Genomic DNA, 16670 nt, shown 5'->3' with positions numbered 1-16670 from the left:
CTTCTCGAAGCGCCGCTGTCGCTGTCTCGGGTCGCTCGCCCGGGAGGAGCAGCGCGATTCCATTCTGACGATTCCGGACTGTGCCGGGCAGAGCTTCGACGAATACGGACGATCCGGCATCTGCCGGATGGGCCGGTCGGTACGCTCAGGACACCGAGACCGGCAGGTCCGCCCGAAACGAGGGGTGTCGTCATGGGACCGACTCACCGCGGAAAAATCGCAGTCGACATACGCGACTCCGTCCCGGACTGGGCCCCGTACCTGCCCGTGCGGGCACCGGACGGCGCCCCGAACGTCCTGATCATCGCGTGGGACGACGTCGGATACGGCAGCATGGACATCTTCGGGGGCCCGATCGAAACTCCCACGATGCGCCGGATCGCGGAGCGGGGTGTGAAGTACTCGAACTTCCACACCACCGCGCTGTGCTCCCCGACCCGCGCCTCGCTGCTGACCGGGCGCAACGCGACGACCAACGGCATGGCCACCATCGCCGAGTTCAGCTCCGGGTTCCCGGGCATCTCCACCCACATACCGTTCGAGAACGGGTTCGTCTCCGAGGTGCTGGGTGAACGAGGGTGGAACACCTACTGTGTCGGCAAGTGGCACCTGACCCCCGGCGACGAGATGAACATGTCGGCGGTCAAGTCCCGGTGGCCGCTGGGCCGTGGCTTCGAGCGCTTCTACGGCTTCCTCGGCGGCGAGTCGAGCAGCTGGTACCCCGACCTGGTGTACGACAACCATCCGGTCGACGCCCCCGGCACCCCGGAGGACGGCTACCACCTGTCGAAAGATCTGGCGGACAAGGCAATAGAATTCATCCGCGACGCCAAGGTCGTCGATCCGGACAAGCCGTTCTTCATGTACCTGGCCCCGCAGGCCGGGCACGCGCCGCACCACGTCTTCACCGAATGGGCCGACCGGTACAAGGGAAAGTTCGACCAGGGCTACGAGGCCATCCGCGCCGAGATATTGCAGCGGCAGAAAAACCTCGGGCTGCTGCCCGAGGACACCGAGCTTTCCCCGATCAATCCGCACGGGGAGCCGGCCACCACCGGCCCCGACGGGCAGCCGTGGCCGCTGCTCGACACCGTCCGGCCCTGGGATTCGCTCACCGCCGACGAGCAGCGCCTGTTCGTTCGCATGGCCGAGGTCTTCGCCGGCTACATCTCCTACACGGACGACCAGCTCGGCCGCGTGATCGATCTGCTCGAGGAGTCCGGTGAACTCGACAACACGATCATCGTCGTGGTTTCCGACAACGGGGCCAGCGGTGAGGGCGGGCCGAACGGATCGTTCAACGAGTGGCGGTTCTTCAACGGGATCCCCGACACGACCGAGGGGAACCTTCCCCACATCGACGAGCTCGGCGGTCCGACGTCGTACAACCACTACAACACCGGCTGGGCATGGGCCTTCGACACCCCCTTTCCGTACTGGAAGCGCTGGGCCGGTTACGAGGGCGGCGTCGCCGACATGTGTGTGGTCTCGTGGCCGGCGAAGATCCCACCCGCGCCCGAGCCCCGGGGCCAATACGTCCACGCCGTCGACGTCGTCCCGACGATCTACGAGCTGCTCGGCATCACCCCGCCCGAGGTTCTGAAGGGGTACACCCAGAGTCCGCTCGAGGGAGAGAGTTTCGCGGTCTCACTGACCGATCCCACGGCACCGGGCAAGGCCGTGCAGTTCTACACGATGCTGGGGCAGCGTTCGCTGTATCACGACGGGTGGCTCGTCTGTTCCGTGCATCCACCGCTGTCCGGGTGGGGCCGATTCGACACCGATGTGTGGGAGCTGTACCACCTCGCGGAGGATCGGGCGCAACTGCACGACCTCGCCGACGCCGAGCCCGAGCGGCTGGAAACCCTGAAGAGTCTGTGGTTCTACTACGCCGGCCGCTACCACGGGCTACCGCTGGACGACCGCAGCGCCCTCGAACAGGTGCTCGCCGAACGCCCCCGCCCGGGAAAGGCGCGAGACCGCTACGTCTACTACCCCGACTGTGCGGACGTCCCCGAGGCGGCCGGCGTCGCGATCACCGGACGGTCCTACGCGATCGTCGCCGGAGTCCACCTGGACTCGGCCGATGCCGAGGGGGTCCTCTACGCCCACGGCGGCCTGGCCGGCGGCCACAGCCTCTACGTCAAGGACCGCCGTCTGCGTTACGCCTTCAACTGGGTCGGCACGCACCTGCAGACAGTCGTCGCCGATCGGGACATCACCCCCGGCGCGCACGTGTGCACCGCCGAATTCGCCGTCTCCGGGAAGAACTCCGACCCGGCGATGCCGGGCTTCGCCGGCACCCTGACTCTCTACGTCGACGATCGACAGGTGGCCACCGGCGAGATCGTCACCCAGCCGGGGGTGTTCTGCCTTGTCGGTGACGGCATCTGCGTCGGGCGTGACAGTGCCTCTCCGGTCACCCCGGACTACGTGTCCCCGTTCCCGTTCACCGGGGGCGCGATCGACAAGGTCGTCGTCGACGTTTCCGGCGAACGCTATGTCGACCACGAGGCGCAGGTGCGGGCCTGGTTCTCGATCGATTGACCGGCGCCGCTCGGGGTCGGCGCACAATGCAGCGAAACCCGATGGGGCAGATGCCTCCTCGGGCGGAACTCCACCCGACCGTCCAGGTTCGGCCGGGAATCCCGTCGACGTCTTCGATGTCCGGCCAGCCGCCGCCGGCATGCTTCGAGCATTCCGAGGACCGGCTCGCTGCGAGCCGGTCCTCGGAAAGGCCGTGCAGGTCGGCCCTACCGGACCTGCATTCCGGTCTGTCCCGCGGATGTCTGTCCCAGAGCCGAGGCCTTGAGCTGCTCGAACTCCGCCTGGGTGATCGCGCCCGAGTCGTACAGCGCCTTCGCATCGGCGATCTGCTCGGCCGGGGACTTGCCGGCCACCTGCCGGATGTACTCGTCGGTGGCCTGCTTGGTCTCCTGCTGGGCACGCATCGACCGCTCCGCCATGCCGCGACCCCGGGCGATCAGGTAGACGAACGCGGTCAGGTACGGGAGGACGACCAGTCCGATCACCCAGAGGGTCTTGGCGAAACCGGACACGGTGTGATCGCGGAACAGGTCGACCAAGATCTGGAACAGCACGATCAGATACGCCACGAAGGCGAACACGATGATCGTGTACCACACGTAATCCCAGAACGAATCCATGATGTGAACCTCCTGTGAGCGGACCCGGCGATGGGACCGAACCCTCGCGATATCGGGCGCCTCACATCGAGAATGACACCGCATCCAGCGCCTCCCCAGGGGATAAAGACCCCGAAACCCCGCGGGCTCCGACGCGCAGCTGTCCTCACTGCGCTCGGTGACTGCGGATCCGATACGAACGAGGACCGAACTGTGGCCGTTCCGCAACGCGTTCGACGTCTCAGCGGTGGTCCAATGGGGAGATGTGCAGATGGATGGCGTATTCCGGCGATCCGGTCCTGGCCGAGGATCTGCTGTTCCGTCCGGTGCATTCGCTGATCGACCAGAGCCTGCATTCGCGTCTCGGCGCCACCACCACCAACGGTGACGGTTTCGGCATCGGGTGGTACGGGAAAGGGCCGGAGCCGGCGGTGTTCAAGAGCATCGACCCGGCCTGGAACGACCGGAACCTTCGCGAACTCGCCGCCCAGGTGGAGACGCCGCTGCTGTTCGCACACGTGCGTGCCTCCACGGGGACGGGTGTCCAGCGCAGCAACTGCCACCCCTTCCGGCACGGGCGGTGGCTGTGGATGCACAACGGCGTCGTCAACGGGTTCCGGGAGATCAAGCGCGAGCTGGTGCTGGCCGTGGATCCGGCACTGTATCCCGACATCGAGGGCTCGACCGATTCCGAGATGCTGTTCTACCTCGCGCTGACGTTCGGCCTCACCGAGGACCCGTTCACTGCCGTCGCCCGGGCCGTCGGATACGTGGAGCAGGCCGCGCGCACCCATGGGATCGAGCACCCCGTACAGATGACGGTGGCGACCACGGACGGCGAGTCGATGTGGGTGTTCCGCTATTCCAGCGAGGGTAAGAGCCGGTCGCTGTTCTACTCCACCAAGCTCGCCAAACTCCTCGAACTGCATCCGGAGGTCGAGGTGCTGCATCAGCTCGGCGCCGAGACCCGCTTCATCGTGTCCGAACCCCTACGCGATCTACCGGGCGCATGGAACGAGATGCCGGAGTCCTCCGCGGGCGTGGTCCGGCCCGGCGAGGACGAGATCCGGCCGTTCCGGCCGCTCGAACCGGCCCGGTGAGCGCAACGAGTTCCGTCGGCGTGCCCCGACGGGACCGCGATACATCCGGGGCGACGAACGGAACCGAACTCGAATTGTGGGAGCCGGCGTCGGGCCGGACTCCCTACGCCAACCTGCTCCCCGGGATGCTCCACAACGACCCGACGTTGTTCATCCGGGGCGACGAGGCCGAGGAAGCCTGGCGGATCGTCGATCCGGTGATGAAGGCGTGGTCGGCCCACGCCGTGCCGATGCAGGAGTACGCCGCGGGCACCGAGCCCCCGGGTCCGTCGGCCCCGGACGGTCGGCCGGGCCACCCTCGCTCCTGATCTGCGGAGGAGCGGTGACCTTGTGCCCTACGCCACGCACCGTCGTCGGCGGAACACTGTAGTCAAGTAACTGCAGGAGTTTCGAGATGAACGCAGAGCAGCCCCTGGTCCTCCGGTTGTGGCGCCGCGCTCCGTGGAGCGGCAACCCGCTGATGCGACGATCCGAGCGATTCGAATCCGCACTCGTTCTGATCGTCGTGATGTTCGTGCTCGCGCTGGTGCCGCTCGCCGCCGCGTACGGGACGGCGACCTATGCCCGGGTCGGCCAGCTGGCGTTGCAGGAACACCTGGAACGACGTGAGGTGACAGCGATTCTCCTCGAGGAACCCGCCCCGACGGGTGCCGGTGCGATGACGGACACCGCGACCCGGGGCCCGGCCGACCCGGACCGTGCGACCGCGCGGTGGACGACGACGACCGGTGAAACGCGCACGGGGAGGGTGGAGACGCCGTACGGCGCGGAGCCGGGCGAGACGATCGACATCTGGATCGACTCGACCGGTGATCCCGTCGCCGCGCCCAGGACGGGCTCGGACGGCGTCGTGGCCGGCATCAGTGCCGCGCTCACGGTGTGGGGGGTCGGCTCCGGCCTCGCCCTGCTGCTCGTCTACGGAGTTCATCGCGTCGGCGTGCGGCGACGGGTGTCGGCCCTGGATCGTGAATGGAACGATGTCGGAAGGAGCCCGGGATGGACGCTGGGCTGACCGACCCTGCCTCTGCAGAACGGACGCAAGTGCATACCGGGATGCTGTTCGGCCCGGACCGGCGTGCGCGATCCGGTTGCCCGAACCCATGCCCTGCCGCGAGGTCCCGATGCCCTGCCGGGAGATCGACATGAGCGACTGGGCCTGCCGATTGGTGGTGTCGACGGAATCCGGCGACACTCCGGCGCAACTGCATGTGGTGCTTCGTGACGATCTCACGGACACGGAGGTACTCGCCCGTGTCCTCGGCCTGGTTCACGAATTCTATGGCCCGGACGTGCAGGTCGACGACCTGAAGCCCGAGTCCTGGGCGCAGACCCGATCGGTGTCCCGGATCCGCGGTTCTCCCGTCGACTGAGTGAGTGAAGTTGTCCGACAGGTTGTTTCGCCACAGATTCACCGAGCCGCATCTCAGGAAAGGGGATCGGTCGTGTCCGAGAATGTGCGTGTCGATCAGGGCAGTGTCAGCCACAGCAGCGCGGGCCGGGTCGGTGCCGGCGAGGGGAACGTCAAGCAGGGGATCGCAGCCGGTACGTCGATCGGTGCCGCCGTCGTCCTCACCACCGTGGGCATCCTGCAACTGCTGCAAGGCATCGCGGCAGTGGCGGAGGACGAACTGTTCGTGGTGGGACAGGAATACACCTTCAAGTTCGATTTCACCACTTGGGGTTGGATCCACATCGTCGCGGGTGCCGTCATGATCCTGGTGGGCATCGCGCTCATCACCGGTGCCACCTGGGCACGAGTCGCGGCGATCGTCATTGCCGCCCTGTCGATCCTGCTCAACTTCATGTGGTTGCCGTACTACCCGTGGTGGTCGATTCTGGTCATCGCGCTCGACGTGGTGGTCATCTGGGCGGTATCGACCTGGAATCCGCGGCTGGACTACTAGGTTCGACCGGCGGCCCGCCCGGGGGGATCGACCGGGCCGGCGGTCGGCCAGCGTGATGTGACGGGGCCGGGATCGTCTCGGGCCCCCGGGGCACGTTCAGTCTGTGCCGCCGTGCCTCTCGAGTGGAAAGAGAAGACGATGGACAGCAACCTGACGCGCAGCGGCACGGGCACCGCCCCCCTCGACCCCGCCGAGCGGGCCGAACTGGAGCGGTTGCGGGCCGAGGTGACCGCGCTGCGGGCACGGACGGAGGCCGCGCCCGAGGCCCCGCCGCCCCCGCCCGTCTCGCGTCCGCCGCGGCACGCGCTGCGCTGGACCGCGGTGGCGATTCTGACCGTGCTGGTCGCACTGCTGGCGATCACGTCGGTGACGGCGCGGTTCGTACGCAGCGAAGTCCTCGACACGGATCGGTACGTCGCCACCGTCGCACCCCTGGGTTCCGATCCCGCGATCCAGACCGAGATCGCGGGCACGGTCACCGACGAGATCTTCGCGCGCGTGGACGTCGAAGGGCTGACCGCCGACGCGCTGACGGCCCTGACCGATGCGGTTCCGGCGACCGCGGACGCGCCCCGGGTGGACCGGGCGGTCGAGGGATTGGCGCCGGTGATCGCCGGTCAGGCGCGCAACTTCGTGTACGAGACGGTGCTGTCGCTGGTGCAGACCGACCAGTTCGAGGATCTGTGGATCCAGGCCAACCGCGCCGCGCACACCGGACTGGTGGCCGTGGTCACCGGAGAAGGGGGCCCGTCGTCGGTGACGGTGGACGACAGCGGCACGGTCAGCATCTCCCTCGGCACGGTCATCGACAACGTCCAGGCCCGGCTGCTGGAGCGGGGATTCACCTTCGCCGAGAAGATCCCGGACATCGACAAGCAGTTCGTGCTGTTCCAGTCGCCGGAGCTGGTCCGGGCGCAACGCGCGGTCGGCGCACTGGACACGGCGTCGGATGTGCTGCCGTGGCTCACGATCGCCGCCGCCGTGGCCGCGGTGGCCGTGGCCCCACCCGGCCGTCGGCGTCGTGCTCTGGCATTCGTCGGCGCGGCGCTGGTCGTGGGGATGCTGATCCTCGCCATTGCGCTCATCGTCGTTCGGTCGCTCTACCTCGACGACATTCCTCCGGACGTGCTGTCCCCGGACGCCGCAACGGCGATCGTCGACACCGTGCTGGTGCCGCTGCGGAACGCGCTGCGGGCGGTGGCGGTCCTGGGTCTCGTGATCGCGGTCGGGGCGTACCTGACCGGTGGATCGGCCTCCGCGGCTGCCGTCCGCCGCGGCTTCGGGCGAGGCATGGACGCGCTGCAGCGGGCCCGCAGGACGCGGCCGCCGAACCAGGTGGAAGCCGGCGCGTACCGGGCCCGGACCGCGTTGCGACTGGCCGTCATCGGCATCGCCGCGCTGATGTTGATGTTCTGGCGCTATCCGACCGGTCTCGTGGTCGTGTGGGTCGTTCTCGGTGCCCTGCTGGCTCTGCTCGCCCTCGAGGTACTGATCCGGCCGGCCCGGGCCTGGGAAGAGCCGGCGGGGGACGTGACGTCGGCACCTCCGACGGGCGCATCTCCGACGGGCGCATCTCCGACGGGCGAACAGCCGGCGGGCGAGCAGCCGACGGAGAAGCTGCCGGGCTCGAAGACCGGGTCGTGAACCCGGTGGACGCCGCTCCCGGCGACCAGGTACCGGCTTCGCGCCGCTGGTGGGCGCGGGCGGCATTCGTCGCCGTCCTCTGCGCTGCCGTCGTGCCGGTGGTCGTCGCGGGCCTGCGCGGCGCTGTTGCACTCCTGGTGGTGAGCGTGGCGGTGGCAGCGGTGACGGTCGCGGCCCTGTACTGGTTCCTCGCGACCCGGGGGCTGGCGCGTGCGCTGTCACTGGGCCTGGCTGTGATCGCACCTCTCGCCCTGCCCGTGCTGTTCGTGCGGGAGGGCGTGCTGTGGGTCGCGCTGGTGTCGGTTGCCCTGGTGCTGCTCGCGCTGCTGTGCGCGCGGGCGGCCCTGCGACGGGGCTCGGAACAGGGGATGCCCGAGTACCCCGCTCCGCCGGTCCACCGCCCGTTCCTGGTGATGAACCCCCGCTCGGGGGGCGGCAAGGTCGTGAAGTTCGATCTGCAACGCAAGGCCGAGGAACTCGGTGCCGAGGTGGCACTGCTCGCCGGGCCGGGTCCCGTCGACGTCGAGGCCCTGGCCCGGCAGGCGGTGGAGCGGGGCGCCGACCTGCTCGGTGTCGCCGGAGGCGACGGCACCCAGGCCCTGGTGGCGGCGATCGCGGCCGAGCACGGACTGCCGTTCCTGGTGATCAGCGCCGGCACGCGGAACCACTTCGCGCTGGATCTGGGCCTGGACCGGGAGGACCCGGCCGCGGGCCTGGACGCGCTGCGGGACGGGGTGGAACTGCGCGTCGATCTCGGCAGGATCGGCGGACGGGTGTTCGTCAACAACGCCTCGTTCGGCGTCTACGCCGACGTGGTGCAGAGCCCGGAATACCGGGACGACAAGACCGGGACGGCGCTGCGGATGATGCCCGACCTGCTCGCCCGGGACAGCGCGACCCGGCTGCGGGCCCGCATCGACGGTGACACGACGGTGGAGGGCGCGCAGGCCGTCCTGGTGAGCAACGACCCGTACGCGACCGACGACCTCGCGGGGCTGGGACGCCGGCCCCGTCTGGACCGCGGCGTGCTCGGAGTGGTGGCGATCTCGGTGGCCGGCGCCGGGCAGGCGGTCGACCTGCTGCGCCGCGCGCGCAGCCGGGGTCTGGTGCAGCGCGCGGCCACCGAGGTGGTCGTCGACGCGGACGCCCCGGAGATACCGGTCGGGGTGGACGGGGAAGCGTTGACGCTGCCCACGCCCGTGCGATGCACGGTCGAGCCGCAGGTGCTCCGCGTGCGGGTGCCCCGGCACCGTCCGGGAGCCCTGGTCTCGGCACCGACCTGGGACTGGGCGCGGCTCCGGGACCTGGCCTTCCGGCCTCAGCGCTCGTCGCCGGTCTCGTCGGGCCTGCGCTGACCTTCCTCGGGCCGGGTGCCCACCGGCACGCGCGGCAGGGAGCCGGTGCCGAACAGGGCGGCGACGGCGAGCAGGGCCGTGACGGCGAAGGCCACCTGCAGCGCCTCGAGGCGCGCGTCCGAGTTGACCTCGACGATCGCATCCGCGGTGGTCTCGTCCACCCCGGCGTCGGCCAGGGCATCCTCGAGCTGGGTGTCGGACAGGAACGGCACCCCGGCAGCCATGTCCGTGGTGGCCTGCTGCTGCACCGATTCCGGTACTGCCGGGTTGTTCTCGATGCCGGCGATGACGGAGGTGGTCAGGGTGGCGATGAGGATCGACCCGATCAGGGCGGTTCCCAGGGACGCGCCGAGATTGGTCGCCGTGTTCTGCAGACCGCCGACCTCGGCGCTCTGCGAGTCCGGCACCGCGGACACCGTGACCGCACCGAGCTGGGAGGCCAGCGCACCCAGGCCGAGACCCATCAGCAGCATCGGGATCGACACGACCGCCGCGTTGGCGCCGGGGTCCATTCCGCCCACGAGGAGGAGGATGCCGGCGGCCATGATGCCGAGGCCGACCCGGACGACGAGCCGGGGATTCGCCTGGGGTCGCAGCTTGGGGATGCCGACGGCCGCCAGGACCAGAGCGATCGACAGCGGGAGGATCCGCACACCCGTCTCGAGCGCACTGAGTTCGAGGACCACCGACAGGAACAGGGGGACGGAGAAGAACACCCCGGCCTGGATGAGGAACTGGGCGAAGAACATGCCCAGCCCGCCGGAGAGCTGGCTGTTCCTCAGCAGCGCGGGGTCGACCAGCGGTTCGCCGCCCGTCTTCGCCAGGTACGTCTCCCGGCGCAGGAACAGGTAGAGCACGAGCAGGCCGCCGAGGAGCAACCAGATGACGGGGGACAGTCCCAGGATTGCCGGTCCGCCGGGTTTGGTCTGGATCCAGCCCCATTCGCTCGAGCGCAGCACGCCGTAGACGAACATTCCCAGGCCGACGACCGACAGGAGCGAGCCGACGAGGTCGAGCCGGATCCGCTGCGCTGGAATGTCTTCCACGCGGCGCAGCGTGAGCAGGATCAGGACGACGAGGACGACCTCGCCGAAGAAGACGTAGCGCCAGGACGCGAACGTGGTCACCGCCCCGCCGAGCAGCGGCCCCACCGCGACTGCCGCGGCACCCGCGGCGGCCACCAGTCCGTAGGCGGCGGGACGGCGTTCGGCGGGGAAGTTCGCCGCGACCAGGGAGACGATCGCGGGCATGATCAGGGCGGCGCCGATGCCCTCGAGCAGGGACCAGCCGATGAGCAGGACGGTGAGATTCGGGGCGATGCCGGTGACGAACGAGCCGGCACCGTAGATGATCAGGCCGAGCCCGAACGCACGGCGCCGGCCGAGAATGGTGCCGACCTTGCCGCCGGTGATCATCAGGGTGGCCATCACCAGCGTGTAGAGGGTGATGGCGGTCTGGATGCCGGTGATGGTGGTGTTCACGTCCGCGGCCACGGTCGCCATCGACACGTTCATCACGGAGCTGTCGAGGGTCATCAGGAACTGACCCGAGGCCAGCACCGCGAGCACCAGCGCGGAACCCGAGGCCGTCGCCGGCCCCTTCTGTGAACTCTCGAGACTCATGGCATGGACCTCTCGGGGCCGTCCTCCGGCATTGCTGGGTTCACACAGGGCTGGTTCACGCAGGTTCGACCTTCGCATGCTGCCCTCGCGCGGCTACAGGGCACAAGGTCCCCCATCTCGGCTACACCGGTTCGAGCGGCCGGAACGGCCGGATGTCGTTGCCGGCGGGGCCGACCACGGCGGCCGAGGACTCGGGCATCTCGTTCCAGGCGCCCGGCAGATCGCGGAGCGGTTCGGACACGACGAACCGGGTGTCGATGCCCAGGCGATGGAACATCTCCACCTCGGGGTGCAGCTCGCGGAGCTTGGTGACCTCGGTGGAGTAGAACAGAGACCGGGTCCGGCCCTCGGTCGAGTAGCGGAACACCCAGATCGTGTCGCCGGCCGTGGTGGCCACGGTCATCTGGACGGGGTCGTCGATCCCGCGGTCGCGGGCGACCTTCTCGACCATCCCGACTGCCCGGCCGACCGCGGTGAACGGATCGTCCCGGAGACCGAACGTGAGGGCGAGGAAGAACAGCGCCTCGGAGTCCGTGGTACCCGCGACGTCCGGATACAGCGACGGATCCACGGCCATCATCAGTTCGCGTTTGATCTCCCGGAAGCCGAGGATCTCGCCGTTGTGCATCCACAGCCACTCCCCGTGCCGGAACGGGTGGCAGTTGCTGCGCTGCACCTGCGTGCCGGTCGAGGCGCGCACGTGTGCGAACAGCAGTGGGGTGCGGATCTGCCCGGCGATCTCCCGCAGGTTGTGGTTGTTCCACGCCGGATCGATGCCCTTGAACAGGGCCGGTTCGGAACCTATTCCGTACCAGCCGATTCCGAATCCGTCACCGTTGGTCGTGGTGGCTCCGAGATGGGAGTGCAGGCTCTGGTCGATGAGTGAATGCTCGGGCTTGAACAGCAGGTCCTCCACGAGGATCGGCTCGCCCGAGTAGGCCATCCATCTGCACACCCGGCCATTGAATCACCCCACCGACGCCGGTGCACTCGTTTCCCGAGCTACTGCGCTGCAGGGACATCCGTCGTCCCGAGGTTCAGCACCGTGCCGGTGGTGGCGCCGCCGTCGACGAGGAATTCGGAGCCGGTCGAGTAGGTGGCCTCGGTGACGACGAACCGCACCATCCGGGCCACCTCCTCGGGACTGCCGAAACGGGGGATCGGCTGAGTGGCGGCGATGCCGCGGTCCATCCCCGCCGTCATGGGGGTGTCGATGGGTCCGGGGTGCACCGAGCACACCCGGACCCCGTCGGGGGCGAACTCGAGCGCGGCGGTCTTCGTCAGGCCACGCAGGGCCCATTTGCCGGCCACGTACGCGCCGAGGCCGGCGTAGCCGATGAGTCCCGCCGTGGAGGAGACGTTGACGACGACTGCGCGCCCGCGACGCAGGGCCGGGCCGGCGACGTGCATTCCCAGCCAGGCTCCGACGAGGTTGACCTGCAGCACGTGTTCGAACTCCGCTCGGGTCTGGTCCTCGATGGTGCCGACGGACAGGATGCCGGCGTTGTTGATCAGCGCCCGCAGCGGGCCGATGGATTCGGCCACGGCGACCGCCTCCGACCATTGCGCTTCGTCGGTCACGTCGAGGTGCACGAATTTCGAGCCGTCGCCGAGTGTCGCGGCGTGGCGGGTGCCTTCGTCGTCGAGCACGTCGGCGACGACGACGCCGGCGCCTTCGCGGGCGAGGATCGTGGCGACGGCGGCGCCGATGCCGCGACTGCCGCCCGTGACAATGACCGATCCGCCGTCGAGTTCCGTCATGGCGCCAACCCCTCGTGCCTCTCGTGTGCCGATACCGTGGGTGCCGGGGTTCCGTTTCCGGTGAACTCGGGTCCCGGCGATTCCGTCTGTCGTGTGCGGCCCGCGAGGCCTCCCGGCGCGGCCGTGTCCGTGACAGCGGTGGTTTCGCGTTCGAGGAATGCCTTCAGTTCGGCGATGGCGCTCATCATCGGGGCCGGGAACACCACGGTGGTGTTCTTCTCCACCCCCAGTTCCACCAAGGTCTGCAGGTTGCGCAACTGCAGGGCGAGCGGGTGGGCCATCATCGTGTCGGACGCCTGCCCTAGGGCGGTCGCGGCGATCGACTCACCCTCGGCGGCGATGATCTTGGCCCGCTTCTCCCGTTCCGCCTCGGCCTGCCGCGCCATGGCCCGCTTCATACTGTCGGGCAACTGGATGTCCTTCAGTTCCACCAGCGTCACCTCGACACCCCATTCCAGAGTGGACACGTCGAGGAACTCACGGATGTTCGCGTTGATCACATTCGTTTCGGACAGTGCCTCGTCGAGCGTGTGCCGGCCGACGACCCTGCGCAGCGTGGTCTGGGCGATCTGATCGATAGCCGCCGCCACGTTCTCGATCGCGACGACGGATTTCACGGCGTCGATGACGCGAAAGTACGCCACAGCAGAGATGTCGACACTGACGTTGTCGCGGGTGATGATGCCTTGGGACTGGATCGGCATCGTCACGATCCGCAGGGACACCTTCGTCAACCGGTCGACGAGAGGGATGATCAGATGCAGTCCGGGTTCCCTGACGCCGATGAGCCGGCCGAACCGGAACAGCACGCCCTTCTCGTACTGGGTCACCACGTGCACTGCCTGCGACAGGACGAACAGCGCCACCACCAGGAGCACACCGGTCAGAACGACCCACGTGGCCACGGCTTCTCCTTCCGCATCGCCTCGCGGCTGTGGTTCCACGGTCCACCCCTCGGGCGTCGCCGGAAAGGGCCGAAGGTCACCGTGCCGGGGAACGGCGCCGGCCGCGCGGCGCAGCGCCGGGCGGGCCGGTACAGTGAGGTCGTATACCCCTCTGGGTATATGGACGAGACGTAGGCGGAAGGAGAAACCGGATGACATTGCCCGACTTCGTCGACGGAGTCGAGGTGTTGTGGCGGCCCGGGTGTCCGTTCTGCTCGCGCCTGCGCCGGGGCCTGCACAGGCGCGGCATCGAGGTCGTCGAGACCGACATCTGGCAGGACCGGGCCGCCGCCGCGCGGATCCGGGCAGTGAGCGGCGGCGACGAGATCGTGCCGACGGTCTTCGTCGGACCGGTCGCGCTCGTCAATCCCTCTGTGCAAGAAGTTGAATCGGCGATCGAGCGGCATCTCCCCGGCCGGGTGGGCGAGCTGATCGGGCCTCGGCCGCGGACGGTGTGGTCCCGACTCGCCGATACGGTCCGCGGCCGGCCGGCCGCGCCCCCCTCCCGACGATCGAAGGAGTCGTAGTGCCCGAACATCTACAGGACGAAGAACTCTGGGACGAGCGCTACCGTTCCCGTCCCGCGCTGTGGAGCGGTGAGCCCAATCGTCACCTCGTGGGGGAGGTGGCCGGCCTCTCGCCCGGACTCGCCCTCGACGTCGGGTGCGGCGAAGGCGCGGACGCCATCTGGCTCGCGCAGCGCGGCTGGCGAGTCGACGGTGTGGACGTCTCCGGCGTCGCCCTGCAACGCGCCGCCGAGCACGCGGACCGGGCCGGCGCCGAGGTCGCCGGCCGCATCTCGTGGCTGCACGAGAACCTGACCGCCTGGGACCCGGGCCGAGGGCGATACGACCTGGTCTCCGCGCAGTACATGCACCTGCCCTCGCCGGAACGTGACGTCCTCTTCCGTCGGCTGGGGGAGGCGGTCGCCCCCGGCGGCACCCTCCTGATCGTCGGGCATCACCCCTCCGACCTGCAGACCACCGTGCCGCGTCCGCCGCGACCCGAGTTGTTCTTCACGGGGGCGGACGTCGTGGCGCTGCTCGATCCCGACGGCTGGGACGTCGTCACCGATGCCGCCGTCGCGCGGGAGGTCACCGACCCGGACGGACGCGTCGTCACCGTGCACGACACCGTGGTCAGGGCCCGACGGCGCTGATCGCGGCGCGAACGTCGTCACCCGGGGGGAGCTCCCAGAGTCGCTGGGCGGGTAGCCCTCAGAGTCGCTGGGCGGTAGCCCTCAGGGTCACTGGGCGGTAGCCCTCAGGGTCACTGGGCGGTAGCCCTCAGGGTCACTGGGCGGTAGCCCTCAGGGTCACTGGGCGGTAGCCCTCAGGGTCACCGGGCGGGTAGCCCTCAGAGTCACCGGGCGGTAGCCCTCAGGCCAGTGCGAGGAAGAGGCGCTCGAGCTGTTCCTCGGTGAGCCGGTCGGGGCACGTGTCGTCCTCCTCGTCGAGCATGCACCGACGAAGCTGTGCGGCAACGATCTTGAAGCCGGCGCGGTCGAGCGCCCGGGAGACGGCGGCGAGCTGGGTCACCACGTCCCGGCACTCGCGGCCGGACTCGAGCATGGCGATGACGCCCGCGAGCTGCCCCTGGGCGCGGCGCAGCCGATGCAGCACCTGGGTATCGGCTTCGGGGGTGACGGCGGTCCGGGCGACGGGGGCGGCAGGAGTGTTCATGGTTGTGCTTCCGGTCGGGGGGAGCGGGGTTCGCTTGGATACCCCATGGGGTACTTGACATACCCTAGGGGGTATGTGGCAGGGTTGTCCACATCGAGGACGAAATCGACTCATACGGAGGAACCACGATGATTCTCGAGCAGTACTACATCGAGTGCCTGTCGCACGCGTCGTACCTGATCGGTGACGAGGGCACCGGCCGGGCGATCGTGGTCGATCCGCGCCGGGACGTCACCGAGTACCTCGACGACGCCCGCAGGCACGGGCTGAGCATCGAGGGTGTGATCAACACCCATTTCCACGCCGACTTCGTCTCCGGGCACCTCGAGCTGCTCGAGGCGACCGGGGCGTGGATCGGGTTCGGCGAGGCCGCCGAGGCGGACTACCCGATCCGCCGGCTGCGCGACGGCGAGCACCTCTCGCTCGGGGAGGTGGACCTCGAGATCCTGTCCACCCCGGGGCACACCTGGGAGTCGATCTCGGTGCTGGTGCGCGAGCATCCGGGGGCGACGCCGACGGCGGTGCTGACCGGGGATTCGCTGTTCATCGGGGACGTGGGCCGGCCGGACCTGGTGAACCTGGGGGATTCGTCGACCGAGGACCTGGCCCGGGCGATGTACCACACGGTGCACGAGAAGCTGCTGACCCTGCCCGATCAGGTCACCGTGATGCCCGCGCACGGCGCCGGCTCGTCGTGCGGGAAGAACCTGTCGGCGGAGCTGACCTCGACGATCGGGGAGCAGCGGGTGAGCAACCCGTCGGTGCAGCCGATGAGCGAGGAGGCGTTCGTCGCGCTGGTCACCGAGGGCCAGCCCGCGGCGCCGTCGTACTTCTCGGTCGATGCCGGGTTGAACAAGAGCCTGCATCCGCTGCTCGATCAGGGCCGGGCCATCCCGGCGCTGAGCCCGGAGCGGGTGCGCGCGGAGCTGGCCGCCGGGACCCGGGTGCTCGATGCGCGCAGCGTGGACGAGTTCGCGGCGGGGCATCTGCGCGGGTCGGTCAACGTCGGGTTCGACGGGCGGTTCGCCGAGACCGGCGGCATGGTCGCCGAGGTGGGGGAGCCGATCGTGTTGATCACCTATCCGGGCGAGGAGCAGGACGCGGCGGTGCGGCTGGCCCGGATCGGGTCGGACAACGCGCTGGGGTATCTGACGGTCGATCACGACGGGGTGTTCCCGGCGGAGCTGGCGGAGCTGGTGCAGAGCGCGCCGCGCACCACCGTCGCCGAGCTCGACGAGATGCTCGCCGCGGAGGCGGTGGCGTTGGTCGACATCCGCAATCCGGGGGAGCGGGAGTTCGGGACGATTCCGGGGGCGGTGCCGATTCCGTTGGCGCAGCTGCGGGCGCGGCTCGAGCAGGTGCCCACCGGCAAGCCGATCGTGGTGCACTGTGCCGGCGGGTGGCGGTCGAGTGTGGCCGCGTCGCTGCTGCGGGCGCAGGGCTTCGAGAACGTGTCGGACCTGCTCGGCGGGTACAACGCCTGGGCCGAGGCCCACGTCCCCGCCTGACCGG

17 protein-coding genes are annotated in these 16670 nt (G+C 69.2%); 11 read left to right on the top strand and 6 right to left on the bottom strand.

Annotation, left to right across the window (positions count from 1 at the left end):
* Positions 1 to 192 precede the first annotated feature (192 nt).
* Positions 193 to 2547, top strand: coding sequence for an arylsulfatase (locus RR3_RS14675; protein ID WP_064066199.1), 2355 nt, complete (start codon positions 193 to 195; stop codon positions 2545 to 2547).
* A gap of 206 nt (positions 2548 to 2753) precedes the next feature.
* Here RR3_RS14675 and RR3_RS14670 read toward each other — a convergent pair whose 3' ends face one another.
* Positions 2754 to 3167 (bottom strand): SHOCT domain-containing protein, encoded by a 414-nt coding sequence (locus RR3_RS14670; RefSeq protein WP_017681545.1) that lies wholly within the window; start codon positions 3165 to 3167, stop codon positions 2754 to 2756.
* Positions 3168 to 3421: 254 nt separating this feature from the next.
* Here RR3_RS14670 and RR3_RS14665 point away from each other — a divergent pair, with 254 nt between their 5' ends.
* The 7 genes from RR3_RS14665 to RR3_RS14635 all read left to right on the top strand — a co-directional run bounded on the left by RR3_RS14665 (position 3422) and on the right by RR3_RS14635 (position 9149).
* The gene (locus RR3_RS14665) at positions 3422 to 4246 is read left to right on the top strand and encodes a class II glutamine amidotransferase (RefSeq protein ID WP_017681544.1); all 825 of its coding nucleotides are present in this window, start codon (positions 3422 to 3424) and stop codon (positions 4244 to 4246) included.
* Positions 4247 to 4266: 20 nt separating this feature from the next.
* A complete protein-coding gene (locus tag RR3_RS14660; protein WP_017681543.1) occupies positions 4267 to 4554 on the top strand; it encodes a hypothetical protein in 288 nt (95 codons plus the stop codon).
* An 86-nt stretch (positions 4555 to 4640) separates the two neighbouring features.
* A complete protein-coding gene (locus tag RR3_RS14655; RefSeq protein ID WP_017681542.1) occupies positions 4641 to 5258 on the top strand; it encodes an Rv1733c family protein in 618 nt (205 codons plus the stop codon).
* A gap of 130 nt (positions 5259 to 5388) precedes the next feature.
* Positions 5389 to 5616, top strand: a complete 228-nt coding sequence (locus RR3_RS14650; protein ID WP_026137963.1) for a hypothetical protein — start codon at positions 5389 to 5391, stop codon at positions 5614 to 5616.
* 72 nt (positions 5617 to 5688) lie between these two features.
* Positions 5689 to 6150: a DUF7144 family membrane protein gene (locus RR3_RS14645; RefSeq protein WP_017681540.1), complete on the top strand. Its 462-nt coding sequence runs from the start codon at positions 5689 to 5691 to the stop codon at positions 6148 to 6150.
* 138 nt (positions 6151 to 6288) lie between these two features.
* A complete protein-coding gene (locus RR3_RS14640; RefSeq protein WP_017681539.1) occupies positions 6289 to 7794 on the top strand; it encodes a hypothetical protein in 1506 nt (501 codons plus the stop codon).
* Positions 7791 to 9149: a diacylglycerol/lipid kinase family protein gene (locus RR3_RS14635; protein ID WP_064066198.1), complete on the top strand. Its 1359-nt coding sequence runs from the start codon at positions 7791 to 7793 to the stop codon at positions 9147 to 9149. The genes RR3_RS14640 and RR3_RS14635 overlap by 4 nt, the downstream gene beginning before the upstream one ends.
* Here the strand turns inward: RR3_RS14635 and RR3_RS14630 are convergent.
* The 4 genes from RR3_RS14630 to RR3_RS14615 all read right to left on the bottom strand — a co-directional run bounded on the left by RR3_RS14630 (position 9113) and on the right by RR3_RS14615 (position 13437).
* Entirely contained in the window at positions 9113 to 10771 is a 1659-nt protein-coding gene (locus RR3_RS14630; protein ID WP_064066197.1) for an MFS transporter, read from the bottom strand. The two genes, RR3_RS14635 and RR3_RS14630, sit on opposite strands and share 37 nt — an antisense overlap.
* A 121-nt stretch (positions 10772 to 10892) precedes the next feature.
* Positions 10893 to 11714 (bottom strand): class II glutamine amidotransferase, encoded by an 822-nt coding sequence (locus tag RR3_RS14625; RefSeq protein WP_064066214.1) that lies wholly within the window; start codon positions 11712 to 11714, stop codon positions 10893 to 10895.
* Positions 11715 to 11773: 59 nt separating this feature from the next.
* On the bottom strand, positions 11774 to 12532 hold the full coding sequence (locus RR3_RS14620) for an SDR family oxidoreductase (protein ID WP_017681535.1): 759 nt from the start codon (positions 12530 to 12532) through the stop codon (positions 11774 to 11776).
* A complete protein-coding gene (locus RR3_RS14615) occupies positions 12529 to 13437 on the bottom strand; it encodes a slipin family protein (protein ID WP_017681534.1) in 909 nt (302 codons plus the stop codon). The genes RR3_RS14620 and RR3_RS14615 overlap by 4 nt, the downstream gene beginning before the upstream one ends.
* A 191-nt stretch (positions 13438 to 13628) precedes the next feature.
* Here RR3_RS14615 and RR3_RS14610 point away from each other — a divergent pair, with 191 nt between their 5' ends.
* A complete protein-coding gene (locus tag RR3_RS14610) occupies positions 13629 to 14003 on the top strand; it encodes a glutaredoxin domain-containing protein (RefSeq protein ID WP_010596017.1) in 375 nt (124 codons plus the stop codon).
* Positions 14003 to 14635 (top strand): class I SAM-dependent methyltransferase, encoded by a 633-nt coding sequence (locus RR3_RS14605; protein WP_010596018.1) that lies wholly within the window; start codon positions 14003 to 14005, stop codon positions 14633 to 14635. The genes RR3_RS14610 and RR3_RS14605 overlap by 1 nt, the downstream gene beginning before the upstream one ends.
* A 220-nt stretch (positions 14636 to 14855) precedes the next feature.
* On the opposite strand, the gene RR3_RS14600 is transcribed toward RR3_RS14605, so the two are convergent.
* Positions 14856 to 15158, bottom strand: coding sequence for a metal-sensitive transcriptional regulator (locus tag RR3_RS14600; protein ID WP_003939454.1), 303 nt, complete (start codon positions 15156 to 15158; stop codon positions 14856 to 14858).
* Between the two features lie 128 nt (positions 15159 to 15286).
* Between RR3_RS14600 and RR3_RS14595 the strand changes: the two genes are divergently transcribed.
* Positions 15287 to 16666, top strand: a complete 1380-nt coding sequence (locus RR3_RS14595; RefSeq protein WP_040269667.1) for an MBL fold metallo-hydrolase — start codon at positions 15287 to 15289, stop codon at positions 16664 to 16666.
* Positions 16667 to 16670: the final 4 nt, after the last annotated feature.

This window comes from Rhodococcus ruber NBRC 15591, assembly GCF_001894945.1.
GTDB classification, from domain to species: Bacteria; Actinomycetota; Actinomycetes; order Mycobacteriales; family Mycobacteriaceae; genus Rhodococcus; species Rhodococcus ruber.
The sequence above is the reverse complement of the archived record's forward strand: the minus strand, read 5'-3'. Positions and strand labels throughout refer to the sequence as shown.

Bases quoted from the DNA above. Each gene is read 5' to 3' on its own strand.
- RR3_RS14610 (WP_010596017.1), top strand. From the start codon at position 13,629: ATGACATTGCCCGACTTCGTCGACGGAGTCGAGGTGTTGTGGCGGCCC.
- RR3_RS14630 (WP_064066197.1), bottom strand. From the start codon at position 10,771: ATGAGTCTCGAGAGTTCACAGAAGGGGCCGGCGACGGCCTCGGGTTCC.
- RR3_RS14655 (WP_017681542.1), top strand. From the start codon at position 4,641: ATGAACGCAGAGCAGCCCCTGGTCCTCCGGTTGTGGCGCCGCGCTCCG.
- RR3_RS14675 (WP_064066199.1), top strand. From the start codon at position 193: ATGGGACCGACTCACCGCGGAAAAATCGCAGTCGACATACGCGACTCC.
- RR3_RS14640 (WP_017681539.1), top strand. From the start codon at position 6,289: ATGGACAGCAACCTGACGCGCAGCGGCACGGGCACCGCCCCCCTCGAC.
- RR3_RS14625 (WP_064066214.1), bottom strand. From the start codon at position 11,714: ATGGCCTACTCGGGCGAGCCGATCCTCGTGGAGGACCTGCTGTTCAAG.
- RR3_RS14650 (WP_026137963.1), top strand. From the start codon at position 5,389: ATGAGCGACTGGGCCTGCCGATTGGTGGTGTCGACGGAATCCGGCGAC.
- RR3_RS14670 (WP_017681545.1), bottom strand. From the start codon at position 3,167: ATGGATTCGTTCTGGGATTACGTGTGGTACACGATCATCGTGTTCGCC.
- RR3_RS14595 (WP_040269667.1), top strand. From the start codon at position 15,287: ATGATTCTCGAGCAGTACTACATCGAGTGCCTGTCGCACGCGTCGTAC.
- RR3_RS14600 (WP_003939454.1), bottom strand. From the start codon at position 15,158: ATGAACACTCCTGCCGCCCCCGTCGCCCGGACCGCCGTCACCCCCGAA.
- RR3_RS14620 (WP_017681535.1), bottom strand. From the start codon at position 12,532: ATGACGGAACTCGACGGCGGATCGGTCATTGTCACGGGCGGCAGTCGC.
- RR3_RS14665 (WP_017681544.1), top strand. From the start codon at position 3,422: ATGGCGTATTCCGGCGATCCGGTCCTGGCCGAGGATCTGCTGTTCCGT.